This window comes from Symbiopectobacterium purcellii, from assembly GCF_019797845.1.
GTDB lineage: Bacteria > Pseudomonadota > Gammaproteobacteria > Enterobacterales > Enterobacteriaceae > Symbiopectobacterium > Symbiopectobacterium purcellii.
Genome location: NZ_CP081864.1, coordinates 438,781 through 462,135, shown reverse-complemented (window position 1 = coordinate 462,135; position 23,355 = coordinate 438,781). Strand labels below are relative to the sequence as shown.

General features: G+C 54.7%; 18 protein-coding genes, 1 other RNA gene and 3 pseudogenes. 5 read left to right on the top strand and 17 right to left on the bottom strand.

What is annotated here, in order from left to right; genetic code table 11:
• Positions 1–376 precede the first annotated feature (376 nt).
• Positions 377–880: an Lrp/AsnC family transcriptional regulator gene (locus tag K6K13_RS02105; RefSeq protein WP_222159342.1), complete on the top strand. Its 504-nt coding sequence runs from the start codon at positions 377–379 to the stop codon at positions 878–880.
• A gap of 40 nt (positions 881–920) precedes the next feature.
• Here the strand turns inward: K6K13_RS02105 and K6K13_RS02100 are convergent, their stop codons facing one another.
• The 13 genes and pseudogenes from K6K13_RS02100 to prfC form a co-directional block, all read right to left on the bottom strand.
• Positions 921–1,937, bottom strand: coding sequence for a 1-aminocyclopropane-1-carboxylate deaminase (locus K6K13_RS02100; RefSeq protein WP_222160934.1), 1,017 nt, complete (start codon positions 1,935–1,937; stop codon positions 921–923).
• Between the two features lie 213 nt (positions 1,938–2,150).
• Positions 2,151–3,083, bottom strand: coding sequence for a LysR family transcriptional regulator (locus K6K13_RS02095; protein ID WP_222159341.1), 933 nt, complete (start codon positions 3,081–3,083; stop codon positions 2,151–2,153).
• A 90-nt stretch (positions 3,084–3,173) separates the two neighbouring features.
• A pseudogene (locus tag K6K13_RS02090) lies at positions 3,174–4,604 on the bottom strand (M20 family metallopeptidase).
• A 36-nt stretch (positions 4,605–4,640) separates the two neighbouring features.
• Positions 4,641–5,522, bottom strand: a complete 882-nt coding sequence (locus K6K13_RS02085) for an ATP-binding cassette domain-containing protein (RefSeq protein WP_222159340.1) — start codon at positions 5,520–5,522, stop codon at positions 4,641–4,643.
• Positions 5,519–6,508, bottom strand: coding sequence for an ABC transporter ATP-binding protein (locus K6K13_RS02080; RefSeq protein ID WP_222159339.1), 990 nt, complete (start codon positions 6,506–6,508; stop codon positions 5,519–5,521). Before K6K13_RS02080 ends, K6K13_RS02085 begins: the two co-directional genes overlap by 4 nt.
• 10 nt (positions 6,509–6,518) lie before the next feature.
• The gene (locus K6K13_RS02075) at positions 6,519–7,424 is read right to left on the bottom strand and encodes an ABC transporter permease (protein WP_252120393.1); all 906 of its coding nucleotides are present in this window, start codon (positions 7,422–7,424) and stop codon (positions 6,519–6,521) included.
• A 71-nt stretch (positions 7,425–7,495) separates the two neighbouring features.
• Complete coding sequence (locus tag K6K13_RS02070) at positions 7,496–8,413, bottom strand: ABC transporter permease (RefSeq protein ID WP_222159337.1); 918 nt, start codon at positions 8,411–8,413, stop codon at positions 7,496–7,498.
• 44 nt (positions 8,414–8,457) lie between these two features.
• Positions 8,458–9,990: an ABC transporter substrate-binding protein gene (locus K6K13_RS02065; RefSeq protein ID WP_222159336.1), complete on the bottom strand. Its 1,533-nt coding sequence runs from the start codon at positions 9,988–9,990 to the stop codon at positions 8,458–8,460.
• 314 nt (positions 9,991–10,304) lie between these two features.
• The gene (locus tag K6K13_RS02060; protein WP_222159335.1) at positions 10,305–11,150 is read right to left on the bottom strand and encodes a TatD family hydrolase; all 846 of its coding nucleotides are present in this window, start codon (positions 11,148–11,150) and stop codon (positions 10,305–10,307) included.
• 66 nt (positions 11,151–11,216) lie between these two features.
• On the bottom strand, positions 11,217–11,429 hold the full coding sequence (locus K6K13_RS02055; protein ID WP_222159334.1) for a CsbD family protein: 213 nt from the start codon (positions 11,427–11,429) through the stop codon (positions 11,217–11,219).
• 361 nt (positions 11,430–11,790) lie between these two features.
• On the bottom strand, positions 11,791–11,952 hold the full coding sequence (locus K6K13_RS02050) for a DUF1328 domain-containing protein (RefSeq protein ID WP_196906570.1): 162 nt from the start codon (positions 11,950–11,952) through the stop codon (positions 11,791–11,793).
• Between the two features lie 369 nt (positions 11,953–12,321).
• Entirely contained in the window at positions 12,322–12,936 is a 615-nt protein-coding gene (gene osmY / locus K6K13_RS02045) for a molecular chaperone OsmY (protein ID WP_222159333.1), read from the bottom strand.
• A 404-nt stretch (positions 12,937–13,340) separates the two neighbouring features.
• Positions 13,341–14,930, bottom strand: coding sequence for a peptide chain release factor 3 (gene prfC / locus K6K13_RS02040; protein ID WP_222159332.1), 1,590 nt, complete (start codon positions 14,928–14,930; stop codon positions 13,341–13,343).
• Positions 14,931–15,177: 247 nt separating this feature from the next.
• Here prfC and tam point away from each other — a divergent pair.
• A pseudogene (gene tam, locus K6K13_RS02035) lies at positions 15,178–15,951 on the top strand (trans-aconitate 2-methyltransferase).
• Between the two features lie 62 nt (positions 15,952–16,013).
• Here the strand turns inward: tam and K6K13_RS02030 are convergent.
• Both K6K13_RS02030 and K6K13_RS02025 read right to left on the bottom strand, forming a co-directional pair.
• Positions 16,014–17,355, bottom strand: a pseudogene (locus K6K13_RS02030) (gluconate:H+ symporter).
• A gap of 529 nt (positions 17,356–17,884) precedes the next feature.
• Positions 17,885–18,562 carry a YtjB family periplasmic protein gene (locus K6K13_RS02025; protein WP_222159331.1) on the bottom strand — a complete coding sequence of 226 codons (678 nt, stop codon included), beginning with the start codon at positions 18,560–18,562 and terminating at the stop codon, positions 17,885–17,887.
• Positions 18,563–18,703: 141 nt separating this feature from the next.
• Here K6K13_RS02025 and serB point away from each other — a divergent pair, with 141 nt between their 5' ends.
• The 3 genes from serB (at position 18,704) to nadR (ending at position 22,437) form a co-directional block, all read left to right on the top strand.
• Complete coding sequence (gene serB / locus K6K13_RS02020) at positions 18,704–19,681, top strand: phosphoserine phosphatase (RefSeq protein WP_222159330.1); 978 nt, start codon at positions 18,704–18,706, stop codon at positions 19,679–19,681.
• 17 nt (positions 19,682–19,698) lie between these two features.
• Complete coding sequence (gene radA / locus K6K13_RS02015; protein WP_222159329.1) at positions 19,699–21,081, top strand: DNA repair protein RadA; 1,383 nt, start codon at positions 19,699–19,701, stop codon at positions 21,079–21,081.
• 96 nt (positions 21,082–21,177) lie between these two features.
• Positions 21,178–22,437 (top strand): multifunctional transcriptional regulator/nicotinamide-nucleotide adenylyltransferase/ribosylnicotinamide kinase NadR, encoded by a 1,260-nt coding sequence (gene nadR / locus K6K13_RS02010; protein ID WP_222159328.1) that lies wholly within the window; start codon positions 21,178–21,180, stop codon positions 22,435–22,437.
• On the opposite strand, the gene K6K13_RS02005 is transcribed toward nadR, so the two are convergent.
• Together K6K13_RS02005 and ssrS are read right to left on the bottom strand one after the other, a co-directional pair.
• The gene (locus K6K13_RS02005; protein WP_222159327.1) at positions 22,438–23,043 is read right to left on the bottom strand and encodes a 5-formyltetrahydrofolate cyclo-ligase; all 606 of its coding nucleotides are present in this window, start codon (positions 23,041–23,043) and stop codon (positions 22,438–22,440) included. It lies immediately after the preceding gene.
• A 30-nt stretch (positions 23,044–23,073) separates the two neighbouring features.
• Positions 23,074–23,257, bottom strand: a non-coding RNA gene (gene ssrS / locus K6K13_RS02000) — 6S RNA.
• Between the last annotated feature and the right edge of the window lie 98 nt (positions 23,258–23,355).

Genomic DNA, 23,355 nt, shown 5'->3' with positions numbered 1-23,355 from the left:
GGATAGACCATTCATATCGGGCCAGACCGCCCGAAAAACGTCAAAGGCGGATTATAAAGCGGTCACTCGCTAAATACGCATCTTTTGTCACATTTGAATACTTTTTGACATGCCCTAATCCTCACCGCTGAGATTTCTATCACGTTCTTTTCCCACACCTTATGCGCATCCAACGCCGCAGGACGATATCTCCATCGTTTTTTTTATGTCATTTTGGGGAAACGGTGTGTTAATAATATTGTTTGATGCGAGGGCATAGCGTTCATTTTCAGCAACGCTGAGGATAATCGATGATATTCGCTGAACAATATCGGGTACAACACGCAATTTTATGTTACTCACTCTATGTTATACGTGACGAAAAAAAGGCAATACCATGAAAACAAAAACATTATCGCCAACCATCGCAGAAGAAAAGTGCACTGACCTCGATAAGTTCGATTACGCCATCCTGCAACTGCTGCAAAAGGATGCTTCGCTCTCCAACGTGGCGCTGGCAGAAAAAGTCAACCTCAGTGCGCCAGCCTGCCTACGGCGGGTAGAGCGCTTAAAGCTGGCTGGCTTAATAAAAGGTACGGTGGCCCTGCTCAACCCGGAAGCGTTGAACGCAGGCATGGTGGTGATTATTGGTGTGGTGTTGGACCGTTCTACGCCTCAGTCGTTTGCTGATTTCGAACTGGCGGCACAAAACATCAGTGGGTGCATGGAATGCCATGTGGTAACGGGAGAATTTGATTACATGATGATGCTCCGCACCAAAGATAATCAAAGTTTTAATAAGTTACATGCAGAGCAGTTGTTATTTCTGCCCGGAGTACGGCAGATACGTTCCTTTATGGGATTACGCCAGGTGCTCTCAACCACGCAGTTACCTTTTTGATCATGCTGGCCCAACTGGGCCAGCTATCGATAAAGCACTATCAGCCGTTACGGAAAATATAGCTGTAAGCGCTCAGTGCTGGAGCACCGCCCAGGTGGGCGTACAGCACTTTGGAACCTTTAGGAAACTCTCCGCGGCGCACCATGTCGATCATGCCGTGCATGGATTTCCCTTCATAAACCGGGTCGGTCAATACCCCTTCAGTGCGGGCGCACAGACGAATCGCTTCCAGCGTTCCTTCGTTAGGCAGACCGTACTCCGGCCCACCGTAGCGGGTATCCAGCACCACGTCTTCTTCTGTGATCTCGCGGCCCAGTTCCACCAGATTTGCCGTGTTTTGCGCAATACGCAGGATCTGCGCCTTGGTTTGTTCCGGCTTGGCTGAGGCATCAATCCCGATAACGCGGCGAGAGCGCCCGTCAGCAGCAAAGCCTACCACCATCCCTGCCTGAGTACTGCCGGTGACGGAACAGACCACGATATAATCGAAAGTAAAGCCCAGCTCTTTTTCCTGCTGGCGCACTTCTTCGGCAAAGCCGACGAAGCCTAATCCCCCCAAGGGATGCTCAGAGCAGCCAGCCGGGATCGGGAACGGTTTTCCGCCATCTTGTGCCGCTTCTTCCATCGCTTGCTGCCAGCTTTGACGAATGCCAATGTCGAAACCGGCGGCATCAAGGCGTACATCAGCGCCCATAATGCGTGAGAGTTCGATATTGCCGACCCGATCGTAGACCGCATCCGCGTAATTTACCCAGTTCTCTTGAACCAGCACGCACTTCATGCCGAGGTGCGCAGCCACAGCAGCAACCTGACGCGTTTGGTTCGACTGAATACCGCCAATCGAAACCAGGGTGTCGCACCCTTGCTCCAGCGCTTCTGGGATCAGGTATTCCAGCTTGCGCGTTTTATTGCCACCAAACGCCAGGCCACTGTTGCAGTCTTCGCGTTTGGCATAAAGTTCAACATCACCGCCCAGATGTTCGCTCAACCGTTTCAACGGCGTGATGGGAGAGGGACCGAAAGTCAGCGGATAGCGGGGAAATTTCTCCAGATTCATCATCAAGCTCCAAAATAAAGTGGCATTAGGGAAACGGGAGATGGCTATTTCTTCGGAAATATCCTCACGCCGTAAAAACAGACTACCAAATTAATAATGAATTTAAATTGCGTTATTTATTTAATTTTCGACCATTAAAAACGAAAAAATTAAAAAAAAAGAACCAAAAAACCGAAAAAAAACAAAAAAAAGAAATAAAATTAACAAAGATTTTTAGTGTTCTGGCATCCCATAGCGCTGCCGCAATTGGCTGTCCATTTCCGTCAGCGTTTGCTTGAGAAACTGACAAAAGCTCGCCAGCAGCGCGGTGCGAGGACGCCCGATCTCGGTCTGAATTTGCAGCATGCGTTGCCCTAAGGGTTCGACGTTAACGCAGCGGATCTGAAGCTCATCGTTGAGCATGTGCCCCATCACCGAAAAATGGCTACAGATACCGATCGCGTCGCGATCGTTACGCACATAGCCAAATACCGCAGAAAACTGGTTGCTGGTAAACACCGGTTCGATAAACACGCTGTTCATTCGGCAGCACAGATCGAACAGTTGCCGGATGGTGGCTGTTTGATCCGGCAACACCAACGGATAGGCATTCAGATCGGACAAGGCGAAATCACGCGTCGCCAACGGGTGATCTCGATGCATAAATGCGGTAACCGGTGCGGGAAACGAGGCGATAACGTCAACCCCCGGCTCCGCTGCCAGACTAAACTTAATCTCCACGTCCCCTTCACCGTGCCGCACCCACTCCGGCACCTGCTGGCCGCTGCCGACAATCAGGTGGAAATTGACTTCAGGGTGCAACTGGCGAAAACGCGCCAGCAGCAGCGGCACCAGATTCAACGCCAGGCCATCGGTACACACCACGCGAATCGGGGTTTGCTGCCGGGATTTGAGGCCTTCCAGCTCAGCGATCGCCAGCTTCATATCCGCCATGCTGCGCCTGACATGGTTTGCCAGAATTTGCCCGGCATCATTGAGCACCATCCCGCGCGCGCTGCGCTCAAACAGCGACATGCCTAGACGCTTTTCCAACCGTTGGATATGGCGGCTAATCGCGGAAACCGCGACGAAAAGTTGCTGGCTGGCGGCGCTTAGTGAACCGGTGCTCACCACGGCCATAAAGTAACGGATTTCGGTATTGTGCATGGCTCCCCCCTTGCGCTAAAAAACGACAACGCGCGCACCGGAAAATCGGTACGCGCGAGTGTTGAGGCGAATACCCTGTTGGCGACAGGATCAAGCAACGATGGCGGAAGCCGCGTGCTGCTCTCGCTGGCGACACACTGCCGCCCCCTGCTCTGCCAGATCCCACAACATACCGGCCATCAGTTGTAGCGCTTCCTGCGCGACCGATTGCAGCAAGTGCTCATTCGGCGCGTGCTGGCTACAGGCCGGATAAGAGTGCGGCACCCACAGCGTCGGCAGTCCTCAGGTTTCAGAAAAACAGGCATTTGGCAGGCCGCCGCCGAAATTAGGCAGAATGGCGGCTTTTTTTCCGGTACTGCGGGCAATAGAGGCTTCGCCCCACGCTACCCAAGGGTCGCTGGGATCGAGGCGCGTCGCGGTAAAACAGTGATCGGGGGTGACCATCGTGACATCTTCAAACCCATGCGCATCCAGATGTTCACGCAAATAACGTGGAAAATTATCCACATCACTGCCGGGCACGTAGCGCATATGGCAATGCGCCAGCGCCACTGGCGGGATGGCATGGGCCGGTTTATCGGGATTGCCGGTAGTAAAGGCCAGCACGTCAAAGGTATTCCAACTGTAGAGCTTCTCTGCCGCCGTCAGGCCCGGCTCGTTCCAGTCAGGATCGATGGCCGGATCGTTGGGGCCCGCGCCCAAAGCGATATCACGCAGCAAATAACGCACCTGTTCGGGTAGTACTGCCGGGCGTAATCCCGGCACCAGAATGCGTCCACGCGCATCCACAATGCTGCTCAACGCATGGGCCAGACGAATGCCAGGGTTGGCCAACAGTCCGCCCCAGTTACCGGAGTGGTGCGCACTTTCACGTAGCTTGACCTGAAGCTCAACGTTAAACACGCCGCGCGAGCCCAGAAACAGCGTCGGGCGCTCGGCCACTACGCGCGGGCCGTCAGAAGCGATAAACAAATCCGCCGCCAACCAGTCGCTGTAGCGTGCGCACAGTGCTTCCAGCCCGGGGGAGCCGGTTTCCTCCCCCATTTCCAGAATCAGTTTCAGGTTATAACCGAGGCGGCCTTGCTTCGCTTTCAGCACCAGCATCAAGGCCGCCAGATTGATGGTGTGCTGGCCCTTGTTATCCGCCGTACCGCGTCCATACCAGCGATCGCCATCCGGCGTGACTTTCCAGGGATCGACCCCTTCCAGCCAGTTAGCTTCATCGCCCAGCACCACATCGCCATGGCCATAGGTCAGTAAGGTAAAGGGCGCTTCGGGTTCAATACGGCGCGCCAGCAGAAAAGGCCATTTTCCCGCGACCGGGTTATCCACAATGCGGCACTCAAAGCCTAATGCCTGAAGCGAAGGAACCATCTCTTCCGTCAGGTAGGCCATTATCTGTGGCCCCCGCGCGGCGACCAGACTTTCCGTTGGATAACTTACCCGCCGCGCCAGCGTTTCCAAAAACGCACCAGACGCCATATAGTCGCTCGCCGCTTGCATCAATTCTTCACGCGTCATCTGCCTGCATCCTTCTTCGTTTTTGCCGTGTTCAGGTCATAATCCACTGTAATGGGAGGAAATCTCGGGAATACCCAGCCCCGGCTCCGGCGTCAACACCGACGCGAGCAGTGCCTGGGTATAGGGGTGTCTCGGCGTGTCGAAAATCTGCTCGCGCGTCCCCTGCTCGACAATGACCCCTTTGCGCATCACGGCGACGTGATCCACCAGATGCTCCACCACCGCCAGGTTATGGCTGATAAACAGGTAAGTCAGACCGAGCTCCTGCTTGAGCGTCATCAACAGATTGAGGATTTGCGCCTGAACCGACACATCCAGCGCCGAGGTTGGCTCATCGCAGATGAGAATTGCCGGGCGCATAATCAGCGCGCGAGCGATGGCGACACGCTGGCGCTGACCGCCGGAAAGCTGGCCGGGATACTGCCCGTGGGTTCGGGTTGGCATCCCGACCCGGTCCAACATCTCCTGCACCCGCTGTTTGCGGGTTTCCGGGGTGCCGATGTTATGCAGCCGCAGCGCGACTTCGACGATATCGGCCACCGTGCGGCGCGGGTTCAACGAGGAGTAAGGGTCCTGAAAAATCGGTTGAATGCGGGTCGCCAGCGCTTTACGATCGCCGGCATCGATTTCACGCCCTGCAATCAGGACGTTGCCCGACGTCGGTGGCAACAGCCCCAGCAGCATCTTTGCCAGCGTACTTTTGCCGCAGCCAGATTCGCCCACCAGCCCAAGGGTTTCACCACGCCGCACGCGTAAAGAGACGTTATTGACGGCGGTAAAGATACCGGGCCGCGCAAACATGCCACGATTGAGGCGAAATTCGCGGCTCAGGGCACAAAGCTCAAGCGCCAGATCGTCATTGCCGGGAATGTAGGGAGCAGGTTGTACCGCGCCAAATGTGGTTACCGTTTCGCTCATGCCACATCCTCGCAGGCTTGTGCCTGCACACAACGTACGTGCTGCTGCGGCGTCACCGCAACATACGGCGGATTTTCACTGCAACAGGCCTGGGCGCTGGGGCAACGATTGCGAAACGCACACCCCTGCTGCGCACCGATAAGTCTCGGCACGACGCCGGGGATGGCCTGTAACAACTGGCCCGGAACGGTTTTTCCCCGCACCGGGATGCATGACATCAGCCCTTTGGTATAGGGATGTTGCGGATGTCCAAACAGTTCTTTCACAGGCGCAGTCTCAACAATCTGGCCGGCATACATCACCGCCACACGATCGGCGATGCGCGCGACTACGCCAAGATCGTGGGTGATGAAAATCACCGCAGTACCCAGTTCCTGCTGCAATTCGCGCAACATACGCAGGATCTGCGCCTGAATGGTCACATCCAGCGCCGTGGTCGGCTCATCCGCAATGATCAGCTCAGGCTCACACATCAGCGCCATCGCAATCATGATGCGTTGACGCAAGCCTCCCGACAGCTGATGCGGATACTGCCGCAGACGATCCCCGGCCTGCGGGATACCGACCCGTTCCATTAAATAGAGCGCACGCGCCCTTGCCTGGGTCGGCGTCACCTTGCGGTGCGCGTGCAGCGTCTCGCATAGCTGTTCACCCAACGTGTAGGAGGGATTCAGCGAGGTCATCGGTTCTTGAAAGATCATGGCGATCTGATCGCCACGGAGCGTCGCCATCTGTTTGTTGTTCAACGTTTGCAGATCTTGCCCTTTAAAGCGCAGGTGCGTCGCACTGCGCACCGCCTTACGCGGCAACAGCCCCATCAGGGCCAGCGACGTCATGGATTTACCGCACCCAGACTCGCCTACCAGACACAGCATCTCACCTTTATGCACCGAGAAATCAATACCGCGCACCGCGTGCAAGGTGCCCCGCGCCGTGGGAAGATCGACGCGCAGGTCTTTGATATCCAACAAGCTATCCTGACTCATGGCAACCTCCTCAGTTACGCCCGTCTACGGCGGTGATATCGCGCAAGCCATCACCGACCAGATTGATGCCGAGCACCACCACCGCCAGCACAATGCCGGGGATCAAAATCACCCAAGGCTGGAAGAACATGTAGGCTTTACCTTCTGCCACCATCAATCCCCAGGAGGGCATTGGCGGTTGTACCCCCAGTCCCAGAAAGGAGAGCGTGGCTTCCAACAAAATGGCATGGGCAATCTCGAGCGTAGCCACCACCGTCAGTGGCCCCACTAAATTGGGCAGAATTTCCCGTACCATGATGAAAGCAGACGATGCCCCCAACGTTTTCGCCGCAGCGACAAACTCCTCTTCTCGCAGTTGGCGCGTTACGGAGCGCGAGACGATCAGAAAGCGATCCCACAGCAATAACCCGAGCAGCAGAATCACCACGTTTACCGAGCCCCCCACCAGCGATGCCATCGCCAGCGCCACCAAAATCACTGGCATCGAGAGGCGAACCGTCAGCAGATAACTCACTATCGCGTCCACTCGTCCGCCGAAATAACCGGCGACCACACCCAGCGTGATGCCAATAACGCCCGCCAATGCGGCCGCGGCCAGCCCGATCAGTAGCGAAACCCGCGCACCAAACAGCAGGCGGCTTAAGTAGTCACGCCCCAGTTTATCGGTGCCCAAGATGTGCTCCCAACTGCCCTTCTCATACCAGACCGGCGGGATCAAACGTCGGCTGACATCCTGCGCATAAGGGTCGTGCGGACTGATCCACGGTGCCAACAGTGCCAGCACCACGACAATCCCTAAAATCACCACGCCCAACGTCATGCTGTGATGACCCAGGATGCGCCGCACGGCACGTTGCCACGGGCCTGGTTGCGGTAATAACCCCGTTTGTCCGGCCTCAGTTTGCGTTACTGTCACAGCGCCACCTCGCGAAAAAAATCCTAGCCACAATGCGGATGTCTTTTCAGATGCTTTCATGTTGCTTACCTCTAACGCGCACGTAAGCGCGGATCGAGCGCCGCATTGAGCACATCCGCCAGAAAGGTGAGAACGATATAGAACACCGCAATAATCAGTACGATGGCCTGCACCACCGGGAAGTCATTGCGGGAGATGGAATCCCACGCCAATTGCCCTAAACCTTGCAGCGCAAACACCGATTCAATCACCACCGAACCGCCCAACATAAAGCCAAGTTCCACCATCGCCAACGCGACCACGGGAATAATGGCATTGCGTAAACCGTGTTTAACGATGACGTGAAAAGCACTCAGTCCCTTGGCGCGCGCGGTGCGGATATAGTCAGCATTCAGCACGTCCAGCATGCCGGAACGGGTAAGCCGCATCAGGGAGGGCATGGCGTAGTAACCCAGCGCAATGGCGGGCAGAACAAAGTGTTGCCAGGTGGCGTTACCAGCGACCGGCAGCCACTTTAGCCCCACGGCAAAAATCAGGATCAGCAACAGCGCAAACCAAAAATTGGGCATTGCCTGCCCGAGCACCGCCGTCATCACGGCACTGCGATCGACCCAGGAATCACGGAACACCGCCGCCAATACGCCGAGCGGGATCGCTACCAGCAGCGCCAGTAGCAAAGAAACCGCCCCCAATTTCAGGGTGACCGGCATACGCTGCCCGACCAGCTCCATCACGGTGTGTTCAAAATAGAAAGAACGTCCGAAATCGAGGTGCAGTGCGGCCCAGAGCCAATGGCCAAACTGCGTGGCAAGCGGCTGATCCAACCCGTACCGGACACGAATCTGCGCAATCACCTCTGCCGTGGCTTCAGGACCGGCAATCGCTGCGGCCAAATCACCGGACAGGTGCAACAGAGAGAAACTCACCAGCGCCACGGTAAACAACACGGCGAGCGCCACCAGCAGCCGATGAAAAACGTACTTCGCCATAATGCGGCTCCTTCTTGGTCACAACGCTTCTCCCGTAGCAGGCATTACTTCCAACTGGACAGGGCAAAGCGCGGCAGTTCATCCGGCCAATCCTGAAAATTCAGATCGGAGGTAAAGGCGTAGTGGGTTGAGTAGGAGAACAACGGTGCAATATAAGCCTGAGAGGAGATACGCCCCAACGCGGTGGCATACAACGCAGCGCGATCCTGGGTGTTGATGGTTTCATCAGCCTTCAGCAAGGTATTGGTGACATCAGGATCCTTCCAGATATCATTGCCCTTGCCGCCAAAGTATGGCGTGGTGAACGCAGTAGCATCGTTAATCGAGAACGAGCCCCAGGTATTGAACGCCATGGGCGCTTTGCCGGAAATCAACGCGTCCGCCATCACCGGAAACTGTACGTAATGCAGTCGCGCGCGGATGCCAACCTGACGCAGATAGCCGATGATCGCCTCTGCATAATCACGTTCACGGTAGGCCCAGATATCCGTATCAAACCCGTTGGGATAACCCGCTTCTGCCAACAGCTGTTTGGCTTTTTGCGGATCAAACGGGTAATTGATCACCTTGCTGGCATCACAGGCGACCTGCTCGCGGAAGCAAGCGGTATAAACTGGCTTACTGCCGCCTTTCACCAGATTGGTCACCATGCTTTGGCGATCGATGGCGTAATTCACCGCCTGACGCACACGTACATCCTGAAAAGGCTTCCCTTCCGGCGAATCGCTGTGAATGCTCATCGCCACAAAGCCGACACGCATGGTTTCACCGCTTTTCACTGCGAGATTTGGCATGGAAGACAACGCCTCCGTCTGATCGGAAGGCACGCGCCAGATCCAATCCACCTGCCCAGTTATCAACTGTGCCAGGCGGGTTTCCGGATCGCGGATAACCACAAAATTCAGCTTGCCGATCTTAGGCTGGCCCAGGGGGCTCTCTTTGAAGTAATCGGGGTTTTTCTCCATGGTAACGCCCTGGCCGGGGATCACCTGCACCACCTTATACGGGCCGGTGCCGATCGGCGCACGGCTAAAGCCCGCCAGCTTCACACTCTGGAAATACTTTGCAGGAAAGATAGGTGTCGGGCCGGACAGATACTCCAACGCCGCCGGGAACGGTTTGGCTAAATGCAGGCGCACCGTGTAATCATCCACCTTTTCGGTGCGCGCAATCCAGTTCACGCTTTGCGGCACCACCGAGTCGGTATTTGGTCCGGCAATATGTTCGAAGGTATAGACGACGTCATCCGCCGTAAAAGCATCGCCATTATGAAATTTGACCCCTTGGCGTAAATGCATCAGTAATGCAGTCGGAGATTCCCACTGCCAATCGGTAGCCAGTTCCGGTTTGTATTCACCGGTTTTCGGATCGCGGTAAACCAGGTTGCTCCACACCAGATGGGCTAAGATCACCCCTTCCCGCATGGTATTGTGATAGGGACTGACATTTTCAATCTCACTGTCAGAGGCATAGACCAACGTATCATTGGCTTTCCCGGCGTAACTTTGGGCGGCCATTCCCATCAGCACTGCCGTGAACACATATTGTTGTAGCCGTCTTGCAAGTAAACGCGTCATGTTACTCTCCACACCATGAATAAAAGGAGGAATACAAGGATCATCGTTCATCCTGGTTCAGGGTGTTTTTGCAAGAGTGACGCCAACCGGGTTACCAGCTTGTTACTGATTTAAGACAGTTGCTTTCTCAAAACGAGAAACCGCCGCGCTGCTGCCGTTGTTGCGCATTGAGCAATAATAAATCGCTATCCATTGGCCATGCGCGCAGCGTGTTTGCGAGCAATCGCGCGATGTAGCGGTGCAGGGAAGAAGATCGATAACGGTGCAGAGCGTCGATTTTTTGCACTATTAACGAGAGTAGCGATAAGGTATTGCTATTTCTCGCTTTGAGAAACGGTGTTCGAAACCCCGCCGTCGGCGCGAATGCCGGGCAAGGTAAACAGGCGACAGGTGTTGCGATACAGCGCGTCCGCTATCACCTCGGGCGGCTCCGAACGCAGCTCACACAGGGTGTGAAACACATTGGCCGCGCGCTCGGGGAGATTGGGTTGTCCCTGAAAACCATTGAGCGGCATATCGGGCGCATCGGTTTCCAGCAACAGGCTGTCGAGAGGAAGGCGGGAAATCGCCTGACGGGTTTTATTGGCGCGTGGATAGGTAATGGTGCCACCGACACCAATGCAGTAACCCAATTTGATAAAAGCCAGCGCCTGCTGCTCGCTGCCAGCAAATCCGTGCACCACCCCTTTGCGCGGCACATCGATACGGCGCAACAGCTGTGCCAAACGGTCGTGTGTACGTCTTGAGTGCAGCATCACCGGTAAGTCGTAGCGCTTCGCCAACGCCAGTTGCGCTTGCAAAAGTTCGCATTGGCGTTCGAAACGGGGCTCGGCCATATACAGATCCAGCCCGATTTCCCCTACCGCGATCAGCCTGTCATCGCGTTGGCGTAGTTGTTGTTCAAGCAGATCCAGATCGCTGTCCTGATGATGAGCAACGTAGAGTGGATGCAGGCCAAGCGCAGCAAAAAGCGATGGGTGAGTGTGAGAAAGTGCAGTGATACGCGCAAAATAGCGGGACTCAACCGCAGGCACCAGGATATGCGTTACCCCGGCCGTAGCGGCGAGCGCAATACTTGCCACTTCATTTTCGCTTAACGGCGGAAAATCAAAGTAACAATGGGTATCTATAAAGGAAAACTGCCTGAGGAAATGATCCATGCCTTAGTATAACGCGGCCTTTGTGCAACGTTAAACAAGCGCAACTTAAAATCAGTAAGCGCTAAATCAGTGCAGCGTTGGCGAACCTTTTCCCACCTGCACAATAGAATCAGACAGCTCATCGCCCTCTTGCAGGCCGTAATCTTCCTGCAAGATGCCGGCAAGATAATCATTGTTACTTTCCAGCCAGGCACAATCGCTGTCAAACCACTCGGCCCACAGCGCCCAGAAGTTCCCTCTCAACTGCTTCCATCGACCTACCACGATATCGCTATTCATCACGAACCTCCCGAACAAACCGCACCGTAATCACACCAACGTTCAGCAAGCATCGCAAACAGTATGCGGGGTGACGATGACAATCTTATTATGGTTCAGATTGATTTTCGTTAACACCCCGTGCGCAGGCTAAAATTTCAGACAAATGGCGATTGTGATACTTCCATACCCTAAATAATTCGAGTTACAGGACAAAACGTTTACGTTTTGAACAGTGCTTGCGCTGGCCCTTTAGGGCGAGACACATTTATGAGTCTCGTAACGCGGCTAGTGAAGGAATCCCGATGAGCTTACTCAGGTAAGTGATTCGGGTAACTGAACGTAGCCAACACACCTGTAACTTGAAGTATGACGGGTATAGCTAGGGTCGCTTACGTCCCGCAAACAGACTGACCAAAAACAGGATGATCCCGACAATAAAGACAATTTTGGCCGCACCCGCTGCGGTACCAGCCAGTCCACCGAATCCCAATGCCGCCGCAATGAGTGCGATCACCAGAAAAATAATGCCCCAACGAAACATACGCTCTCCTTACCTTAATGAGGGTGAGTGGCGCTCGTCCTGAGGTTAATTACGCATACCGCTGCGTTTCCACCTGTATTGTGTTTTAACGACACCAAGTGCTAATTGGCTCGAGGATGGCGGAGGGTTACCCTCCGCCGACTACGTGAGCATTAAAGGGCGATATACCCGCCATACTGCAAGCTGCAGGTGCGTTGGCTGCGTTCACTAACCCGAATGAATCACTTACCTGAGTAAGCTCATCGGGATTCCTTCACTTGCCGCGTTACGAGACTCATAAATGTGTCTCGCCCTAAAGGGCCAGCGCAAGCGCTGTTCAAAACGTAAACGTTTTGTCCTGCAACTCGAATTATTTAGGGTAGAGGCCCGTTAATGGGTGACGGTCAGATCGTTTTTAACGCTTTTCACACCGGATACTGCCTTAGCGATACTCTCTGCGCGCGCTGACTGCGCAGTGTTTTTCACGTTACCGCTCAGTTGCACCACCCCTTCCTGGGTTTCCACTTTCACGTGGCGCGAGGGTACGATTTTGTCAGCCAGCAGTTTGGCCTTGATGCTGCTGGTGATAACCGCATCATCGGTATAAGAACCCACTGACTGGGTAGCATTATCCTTGATTTGCAGTTTGTCGCTTACCGACTGCACGCCTTCGGTCTTGGTCGCCACCGCTACAGCCTGTGCCGCCACAGCCTGGCTAGGAACAAAGCCGGTCAGCGTAACCACGCCTTTGGTGGTCGAGACGGAGATATCTCCGCTCTCGATCCCCTTGTCATCCATCAGGGCACTTTTCACCTTGGCGGTGACGGTGCTGTCGTCCATATACCCAGAAGCTTTCTGGAGAGAACTGTCAATCTTTGCGCCCGTGGTTGTCGCCGCCTGCTGCACTTTCTGCCCCAGCGTCTCTTCTGCCAGTGCATTCCCCGCCGTCAGCAGAGTACCCAGTACAACAGCCATCATCGTTTTTGCGTTAAGGATGTTTTTCATCGATTATTTCCTTTTGCTAGGGTCCACGCGGACATCAATCACGCTGGTGTTGGTACTCAATGCAACGCAGCAAGAAACAAGCGTTTAACGTTACCAAATATCACGTAGTCGATATAACACACTACATGTTTTGCCACCAGCAGTGAAACTCACTAATTGTTAACGCGATATTAACTATAGTGCATGGAACGACGATTCCTAGCGGAATAGGGCGGAAAAGTCCCCTAACGGCGGCATTTCGGATTTGTCCGTGGGAAAAAAAGGTGGGTAAAAACCGAATAAAATCAGACTAACCAATTGATAAATAAAAACAAAATAAAACCGGCGTTTAAAAAGCCGGACACGATGCCCGAATCCTTTTAAACGCCGGTTTTTTAACCGACCACACCGCTCTCGCGGGAAAATCAGTGCTCGCGGGTTTTGAAGAAGGTGACGTCCGGGTAGCGTTCCTGCGTCAAATTCAAGTTCACCATGGTCGGCGCCACATAAGCCAGGTTGTCACCGCCATCGAGCGCCAGATGCAATTCGTTCTTACGCTTGAACTCTTCAAATTTCTTCGCATCAGCACACTCTACCCAACGCGCAGTGGATACGTTGACCGATTCATAGATGGCCTCCACGTTGTACTCTGACTTCAGGCGCGCCACCACCACGTCAAACTGCAACACCCCGACGGCCCCGACAATCAAATCGTTGTTGGCCAGCGGACGGAACACCTGTACTGCGCCCTCTTCCGAAAGCTGCACCAGCCCTTTAAGCAACTGTTTCTGCTTTAACGGATCGCGCAGACGGATACGGCGGAACAGTTCCGGCGCAAAGTTCGGGATACCAGTGAATTTCATTTCTTCACCTTGCGTGAAGGTATCACCAATCTGGATGGTGCCGTGGTTATGCAACCCGATGATATCGCCGGGGAATGCCTCTTCCACATGGGAACGATCACCCGCCATAAAGGTCAGCGCGTCGGAAATGACTACATCCTTGCCGGTACGCACCTGACGCAGCTTCATGCTCTTTTCATACTTGCCGGACACTACGCGCATAAAAGCCACGCGGTCGCGGTGTTTAGGGTCCATGTTCGCCTGAATCTTGAACACGAAGCCGGTGAACTTCTCTTCCTGTGCGGTAACGGTACGGGTGTCGGTATTGCGCGGCATCGGCGCAGGCGCCCAGGCAACCAGTCCATCCAACATGTGATCAACGCCGAAGTTGCCCAGCGCAGTGCCAAAGAACACCGGTGTCAACGCACCAGACAGGAAAGCCTCCAGCTCAAACTCATGAGAAGCGCCCTGCACCAACTCCAGCTCCTCACGCAGCTGTGCGGCAAGATCTTCACCGACGGCTTTATCCAGATCCGGGTTATTCAAGCCTTTGACGATGCGCACTTCCTGAATCGTGTGGCCCTTCCCGGTCTGGTAAAGGTAGGTTTCGTCTTTATACAGGTGGTAAACGCCCTTGAACAGCTTACCGCAGCCAATCGGCCAGGTGATCGGCGCACAGTCGATTTTCAGTTCACTCTCGACCTCATCCAGCACTTCCATGGGATCGCGGATATCACGGTCAAGCTTATTCATGAACGTCAGGATCGGCGTATCACGCAGACGCGTCACTTCCATCAGCTTGCGGGTACGATCTTCCACCCCTTTTGCCGCATCGATCACCATCAGGCAACAGTCCACCGCCGTCAATGTGCGGTAAGTATCTTCAGAGAAGTCTTCGTGTCCTGGGGTATCCAGCAGATTGACCAACGCCTCCCGATACGGGAACTGCATCACTGACGTAGTGATGGAGATACCACGCTGCTTTTCCATCTCCATCCAGTCTGACTTGGCGTGCTGGTTCGAGCCGCGCCCTTTCACCGTCCCAGCGGTCTGAATGGCCTGTCCGAACAGCAGCACCTTTTCGGTAATGGTGGTTTTACCGGCATCGGGGTGAGAGATAATGGCGAACGTTCTGCGTTTCGCAACTTCGCGGGCGTATTCACTTGGAGACATGATTTTCAGGTTTCTTATGTTAACCACCCGGCGAGAGCATCGGCATCAGGATGTTAGCGTCAGGCAAAGTGGGAAAAAAACGTATTAGCCGGGTATTTTCCCTGATTTGTGGGTGAGACACAATCAATCGGCGCATATTCACGCAATACGCTGGAAATAAAAGGCAACGTATCCCCACAAGCTCCAGTGAAAGAAATCTGGCATGCTGTTTTCACCCAGCCCCGTCAGCGACCCATCAGGAGCAACGATGAAAGATTGGAACCCCGCGCTCTATTTACGCTTTGCCAACCAACGCACCCGCCCGGCGCAGGAATTGGTTGCCCGCATTGCCCATCCGAATCCCCACACCGTCAGCGATCTGGGCTGTGGGCCGGGTAACAGCACTGAGTTGTTAGCGCAGGCGTGACCGCACGCGACGGTGACCGGTGTCGATACCTCGGCAGCCATGCTGGCACAGGCACGCGAACGCCTGCCACAGCAGCAGTTTGAGCAAGCGGATATTGCTACCTGGCAGCCCGCGCAGCCACAGGATGTGATCTATGCCAACGCCTCGTTGCAATGGGTGCCGGAGCACGCACAGCTGTTTGCGCACCTGGCACGGCAGTTGGCGCAGGGGGGCATACTGGGGGTACAGATGCCGGATAATTTGGACGAACCCAGCCACCGACTGATGCGTGCGGTGGCCGAACAGGGAAGTTGGCGCGATAAGATTGGCGATACCGACAGTGTGCGCCAACGCCTGCTCACCAGCAGCGCCTATTACGACCTGCTGACGAATGCCGGTTGCGATGTCGATCTGTGGCGCACCACCTACTATCACCCGATGGACGACGCCCAGGCGATTGTCGATTGGCTACGCGCCACCGGCCTGCGCCCTTTCCTTGCGCCACTTGACGATGTCGAACAGGCCGCCTTCCTTGATAGCTATCGCCAACAGTTAGAAACGGCCTACCCGCCACACGCTGACGGTAAACGCCTGCTGGCGTTCCCACGCCTGTTTATCGTGGCGCGCAAACGCTGAGGAATAGGCAACAAAAAGGCCCGCACCGGCGGGCCTGAAATAATCGCTATACGTGGAACAGGTTATACCACCAGCGAAAGCAGCAGCACGATCAGTAATCCCACCACCGAGTTGGTCAGCTCCAACAGCCCCCACGTTTTGAAGGTGTCTTTAATCGACAGCCCAAAATACTCTTTAAACAACCAGAACGCGGCATCGTTAACGTGAGTCAGCGTGTTACTCCCTGAAGCGGTAGCGAGTACCATCAGCGCCGGGTTGACGTTAAAGGTAGTGATCATCGGGCCGACGATCCCAGCCGCCGTGATGGCGGAAACGGTACCGGCGCCGGTAGCAAGACGCAGCAATACGGTGATAAACCAGGCCATGATCAGCGGTGATACCGATGACGTGCGCATCATATCCGCAATATAATCGCCGACGCCGGTGTCCATGATAATTTGTTTAAACGCACCGCCCGCACCAATGATAAACACCACCATCGCCACTTTTTCAATGGCAACGGTATAGGATTTCATTACGTCGGACATACTTCTGCCGCGATTAACGCCAAAGGCAAACAGGCTGACTAATACCGCAATCAGCATACTGATTTGCGCACTGCCGATAAAATTAAGGAAAGGCAGCACCACGCTGTTTTTAGCAATAAACAGCTTCAGTACCGTAACACCGGTAATAATAATCGCTGGGATCAATGGCACCAACAGGCTCACCGCAAAGCTTGGCATCTCATCATCAGAAAATACCTTTTGCGATTCTAATAACTCAGGAATGGGACGATCCAAATTGCCCAGCAGTTTGGGCAACAGGATGCCCGAGCAAATCACGGTAGGAACGGCAACGATAATCCCGTGCAACGATAATCCCGTAAATATAAACCATCCCCATATCCGCATGGAATGCGGTCACCAGCGCCGTGGGACCAGGCTGAGGTGGGAAAAGACTGTGCGCTGTGGTTGCGGCGGCAACCATGGTGATACCCAATTTCAGGAAAGGGATTTTTGCTTCTCGGGCAATACTGATAACCAAAGGTGCCAAAATCAGGAAGGCCACTTCATAGAACATGGCCAGACCGAAAATCAATCCAATAACCAAGATAGCCCATTGGACTTTCTGCGGCCCGAATCTTTTCAGTAACGTTGATGAGACCCGCTGCGCTGCACCGGAATCCACCATCAATTTACCCAGAATGGCACCGAACAGGATAATTAATGCCAGATGCCCCAGCGTACTGCCGACGCCGTTTTCAATCGATTTACCAATTGCCTCAAGTGGTAACCCTTCACACACACCAACAAACATCGCTGCCAGCAGCAGTGCCAACATCCCGTTAATTTTAAATTTCATATTTAAAATTAACAACAAAACGACGCCCAGAGCCACCCATATAATGGGCAGCGCCTCAATAATGAAATTCATATTTTCCCCGTCAACATTCAATAAAAAAGCAAAATTAGTCAGACATTTCTTTTCTACATACATGACCACAACAAAACATGTCATACCAATTAAGCGCCCGTAATGCGCCAAAAACTGTGATGAAGATTGAAATTTTTTTTAAGGGGAAAATGACTCGCGCACTGGCGTGATTAAAGTCACAAAAATAAATGTAACGTATCCGATAAACACGTAATTAATGAGAAATGTATTATACCAATAAGGTGGAAATGGGAACCAAAAGACGGGAGGTGGCACGGCAGCACGCCATAACGCGCGCCACCGTTACTGATCTATACCCTAAATAATTCGAGTTGCAGGAAGGCCGGCAAGTGAAGAGCAAATCTGTCTGAAACAGATTTGAACAGCGCCTGCGCTGGCTCGTAGGATGAATCTCAGGAATGAGATTCATCCATCTCGATGGGCTTACTCAGGTAAGTAATCCGAGTGAGTGAACGCAGCCAACACACCTGCAGCTTGAAGTATGACGGGTATAGGGTTATGACTCAGGCTTGTCCGTATTCTCTTCCGGCCCAGACGCTGAGGTATTCTCGTCATCTTCCTTCACTGGCGTGTTGGCGGTGAGCAGATAGGGCGACTGCTGCCAGCGGCTTCGGCGATGCTGCAACAGGGTGCGGGCCAGAATAATACCAATCGCTAATGCCAGCAGAATCATCAGGCGCAAAATATTGGTAGTATTGTCGACCTGCTTGGCTTCGGTTGCCAACACGTGGGTATCGAGCGTCATGCGCAGAAACCCGATCGGGCCATCCTTGCCGTTGATGGGTTGCACAATCTGGTGGTTGAAATAGCTCCCCACCCGCTTGCCATCCAACGCCAGCCGGTCGCGCACCACAACCTCTTCCCCGGTGCGGGCAATCAATGAACCGTCTTGCTGATAGAGTGCGGCGTCAAGAATGCGGCTATTTTGCGTTAACTGCGCCAGCATCGTGCTGATTTTCTGGCTGTTATCATCGTTGCTTTCCATCAGCGGCGTCAGGCTGAACGCCACCTGCCGCGCCAGCGTGCGCGCAATGTCTTCAACCTGCTCGGAACGCGCCATTTGATGACTCAAGCTGAAATAGGACGCCCCCTGCATCAATGCGACCAGCAGCGCCAGGCAGATCAGCACAATAGCGGTGCGGTGTAAGCGGAATTTTAACCGGGTGTGGACCATGAGAATCCCTGAGCGATTTGCATACTTTCATGTTGCCAGAAGCGATAGCGATAGGATAGCTTGTTGCCCTGTTTTCTGAGTGATGTTCTGTTATGTTTACCCGCGTCAGTACGCGCTATTTTTGCCAGAAGAGGATGCCCCATGCCGAATAGTCAGACCTACCGCGATCTCCCTAACGAGATTAACTGTTGGCCGGGACTGCCGTTATCACTCAGCGGTGATGAACTGATGCCGCTCGACTACCGCGCGGGGGACACCGGCTGGCTGCTGTACGGCGATGTATTGGATAAAAACCTGCTCTCGCGTTACCAGCGCAAGCTCGGTGCAGCAATGGTGATCGTCAGCGCCTGGAACGTGGAAGATTATCAGGTGGTGCGTTTGGCCGGTTCGCTCACGCCGCGCGCCACCAAACTGGCCCATGAACTGGGGATGGATGTGGCCCCGATGTGCAACACCCCGACGCTGCGTGCGCCCGGTTTGCTGGTGATGGACATGGATTCCACCGCCATCCAGATTGAGTGTATTGATGAAATCGCCAAACTGGCCGGCACCGGAGAGAAGGTGGCGGCGATCACCGAGCGGGCGATGCGCGGTGAGCTGGATTTCTCCGCCAGTCTGCGTGAGCGCGTGGGCACCCTGAAGGGGGCCGATGCTGATATCCTGCAAAAAGTGCGTAAAAACCTGCCGCTGATGCCGGGGCTGACCTACATGGTTGAGCAGTTACAGGCTGCGGGCTGGCACGTCGCTATCGCCTCCGGCGGCTTCACCTATTTCGCCGATCATCTGAAAGAGAAGCTCGGCCTGGTGGCGGCCGTGGCTAACGAAATGGGCCTGCGCGACGGTAAGCTGACCGGCGAAGTGATAGGTCCGATTGTCGATGCCAAATACAAAGCCAAAACCCTGCGCCAACTGGCGGAACAGTTGGCGATCCCCGAAGAGCAGACCATTGCCATCGGTGACGGGGCCAACGATCTGGTGATGATCAAGGCATCCGGACTCGGCATCGCCTATCATGCCAAACCCAAAGTGAATGAGCAGGCGCCCGTCAGCATCCGCCACGCCGATTTAACCGGCGTCATGTGCGTACTGAGCGGCAGCCTGCGGCACGAAAAACGCTAACAGCAGTGAGGTGAACCGTGGCAAAAGCCGTTAAACGCGCCTTCGTTTGCAACGAATGTGGTGCCGACTACCCACGCTGGCAGGGCCAATGTAGCGCCTGCAACGCCTGGAACACCATTACCGAAGTGCGGCTGGCCGCCGCAGCGACGTCCCGCACCGATCGCCGCACCGGCTATGCAGGCGATCATGAGGGCATCAGTCGGGTACAAAAGCTGTCTGACATCAGCCTGGAAGCGCTGCCGCGTTTTTCCACCGGCTTTAGCGAGTTCGATCGCGTGCTGGGCGGCGGCGTGGTGCCCGGCAGCGCCATTCTGATCGGTGGCAACCCCGGCGCGGGGAAAAGCACCCTGCTGCTGCAAACCCTGTGCAAACTTTCCGAGCAGATGAAAACCCTGTACGTCACCGGCGAAGAGTCGCTACAGCAGGTGGCGATGCGTGCACACCGCTTGGGCCTGCCGACCCAGCATCTCAACATGCTGTCCGAAACCAGCATCGAGCAAATCTGCCTGATTGCCGAACAGGAACAGCCCAGGCTGATGGTGATCGACTCGATTCAGGTGATGCATCTGGCCGATATCCAATCCTCCCCCGGCAGCGTGGCACAAGTGCGGGAAACCGCCGCCTATCTCACCCGCTTTGCCAAAACGCGCGGTGTCGCTATCGTGATGGTGGGCCACGTCACCAAAGATGGTTCATTGGCGGGTCCCAAGGTGCTGGAGCACTGCATTGACTGCTCTGTGCTGCTCGACGGTGATGCCGATTCCCGTTTTCGCACCCTACGCAGCCACAAAAACCGTTTCGGTGCCGTCAACGAATTGGGGGTGTTCGCCATGACCGAGCAGGGATTGCGCGAAGTCAGCAACCCTTCGGCCATTTTTCTCAGCCGGGGTGATGAAGTCATGTCCGGCAGCTCCGTTATGGTGGTGTGGGAAGGCACGCGTCCACTGTTGGTCGAGATTCAGGCGCTGGTGGATCACTCGATGATGGCTAACCCGCGTCGCGTCGCCGTCGGCCTGGAACAGAACCGACTGGCGCTCCTGCTCGCCGTGCTACACCGCCACGGCGGGCTGCAAATGGCGGATCAGGATGTGTTCGTGAACGTGGTCGGTGGCGTAAAAGTCACCGAAACCAGCGCCGACCTGGCACTGCTGTTATCGCTGGTGTCCAGCCTGCGCGACAGGCCGCTACCTCAAGATCTGGTGGTGTTCGGCGAAGTGGGGTTATCCGGCGAGATAAGGCCTGTGCCCAGCGGCCAGGAGCGAATTTCCGAAGCGGCCAAACACGGCTTCAAACGCGCCATTGTGCCGCATGCCAATGCGCCAAAACGCCCGCCCGCCAACATGCAGGTGTTTGGCGTGAAAAAGCTGACTGACGCGCTGGCGATCCTCGACGATCTTTAACGCCTAACCTGCGGGAACATGCGCGCAGGTTGAGGATGCTTGTGGTATCTTGGTTTAGCATGCTAAACACACGTGCTAAACCAAGAGAGCCTGACAATGTCATCTTTTGATTACCTGAAACCCGCCATCCGCAAGAAAGGGTGTACCCTTCAGCAGGTTGCTGACGCAACCGGCATGACCAAGGGCTATCTCAGCCAGTTACTGAATGCCAAGATCAAAAACCCCAGCGCTCAAAAGCTGGAAGCACTGCACCGCTTTCTGGAACTGGAGTTTCCTCGCCACGATAAAACCATCGGGGTCGTGTTCGGCAAATTTTACCCGCTACATACCGGCCATATCTATCTGATCCAACGCGCCTGTAGTCAGGTTGATGAATTGCATGTGATCCTGGGTTACGACGAATCGCGTGACCGTCTGCTGTTTGAACACAGCGCCATGTCGCAGCAACCCACCGTGAGCGATCGTCTGCGTTGGCTGCTACAAACCTTTAAATATCAGAAAAATATCCGCATTCACGCCTTTAACGAAGAAGGTATGGAGCCTTACCCGCACGGTTGGGATATTTGGAGTCGCGGCATCAAAGCCTTTATGCAAGAAAAGGCTATTGAACCCAACTTTGTCTACACCAGCGAAGCCAAAGATGCCCCGCAGTATCGGGAACAGTTGGGCATCGACGCGGTATTGGTTGACCCAGAACGCTCATTTATGAACATCAGCGGCGCACAGATCCGCCACGATCCGTTCCGCTATTGGGATTATATTCCCACCGAAGTGAAACCCTTTTTCGTGCGCACCGTCGCCATTCTCGGCGGTGAATCCAGCGGTAAATCGACGCTGGTCAACAAGCTCGCCAATATCTTCAACACCACCAGCGCCTGGGAGTTTGGCCGGGACTATGTTTTTTCCCATCTGGGCGGCGACGAGATGGCGCTGCAATATTCCGACTACGACAAAATCGCGCTAGGGCAAGCTCAATACATTGATTTTGCGGTAAAATATGCCAATAAAGTGGCCTTTATCGATACCGATTTCATCACCACTCAGGCATTTTGCAAGCAGTATGAAGGGCGCGAACACCCCTTTGTCCAGGCGTTGATTGACGAATATCGGTTTGATCTGGTGATCCTGCTGGAGAACAATACGCCGTGGGTCGCTGATGGTTTACGCAGTCTGGGTAGCAGTACCGCACGTAGCGCATTCCAAACGCTACTCAAAACCATGCTGGTGAAGAATAACGCCCCTTACGTACACGTGACCGAATCCGATTATGACTCGCGCTTCCTGCGTTGCGTGGAACTGGTGCAGCAAATGTTGTCGCACCGTACGTCTGGCGGGCCGGACACGCCGACGCTGTAATCACCACTGCCAGCGGCGAGAGGGTGTCAGAATGGCGGGCAATGGGATGTCCCACGCTTCGTTAGGGATGGCATCAACCTGCTGGCAGTCATGTGCCAAGCCAATCGGGTATGGCCCTCGCTGCTGCCAGCCCTGTAAGGTCCGGTCATAAAACCCACCGCCCATGCCCAGACGTTGTCCCTGCGCATCAAACGCCACCAGCGGCGTAAACAGCACATCGAGTTGGGTTAGCGGCAACACGCGACGCACATCCAGACGCGGCTCAAAGATCTTCAGACGGTTCTTCACCAGCGGTGTCTGCGCATCGTAGTGTAAAAACAGCAAATGCCCCGGCGAAAACGGGTGCAGTACCGGCAGATACACCGCCTTTCCCTGCTGCCACAGACGGGCAATCAACGGCTGGGTATCCAACTCACCGTCAAACGATAAAAACAGCGCAATCCGCTGTGCCTGCTGCACTTCGGGTTGTTCCAACGCGCGTTCAGCAATCTGACTGGCAAACCGGGTTTGTTGCTCCTGCGTAAGGGCTCGGCGCAATTGGCGCACACGATCGCGCATGGCCTGACGCTGTTGCTGTGGCGAAACGGGCATGGACGTAGAAGTCATAGGCAATAACAGGGAAAAGAAAGGAGAGAGGGGATCTCCGAGATGCCGCCGCAGGTGGTAACCCTTGAACCCTTGGTTCAAGGTGAACATACCGTCGCAACCATAAGGCTTCTCGGACGAACCGATCATGCTCACCGGCTGCGGAGCGTTACATTCTGTTGGTTTGAAATATCGGCTCAGGGGACTGACCCGCAGACAAACACCTCAGAGAAATTTTATTCTTTACTCGTGAATAACTCTATCACGCTTTATAGCGAAAAACATCGGGCAACTAACAAAAATCGATTTAAAAAACCAAAACGCCAGCCCCTC